At 39.6% G+C, this 268-nt stretch carries 1 protein-coding gene; it reads left to right on the top strand.

Annotated elements, in window-relative coordinates; genetic code table 11:
- Positions 1–19 precede the first annotated feature (19 nt).
- Positions 20–268, top strand: a 249-nt coding sequence (locus tag CVH10_RS26870) for a hypothetical protein (protein ID WP_219924930.1), incomplete at its 3' end; no start/stop codon positions are given.

The following is a 268-nucleotide window of genomic DNA, read 5'->3' on the forward strand; positions in this document are numbered from 1 at the left end:
AAAATAGGGTATCCGCAATATGGAATTAGGAAATACTGAAGATTCCATGCTTCATAATTCCGTGTCTTCGGGAAAAGTTAGCATTGAAGTCGTCGTCAGACAGTATGGCCTCTTACAACCGCTAGACTGGGGAGAGGACTGTGCAACAGAACTAGGTCGAATGTTTGATCTCTGGAACGCTCTCGTTAGAATTGAAAGCAATTTTCAAAACGATTATCAGAGACTCTTACAAGATGATCCTGAAATTGTAAAAATATCATCCGAAATT

It is taken from the genome of Halomonas sp. ND22Bw (assembly GCF_003011945.1).
Taxonomy (GTDB): domain Bacteria; phylum Pseudomonadota; class Gammaproteobacteria; order Pseudomonadales; family Halomonadaceae; genus Halomonas; species Halomonas halophila.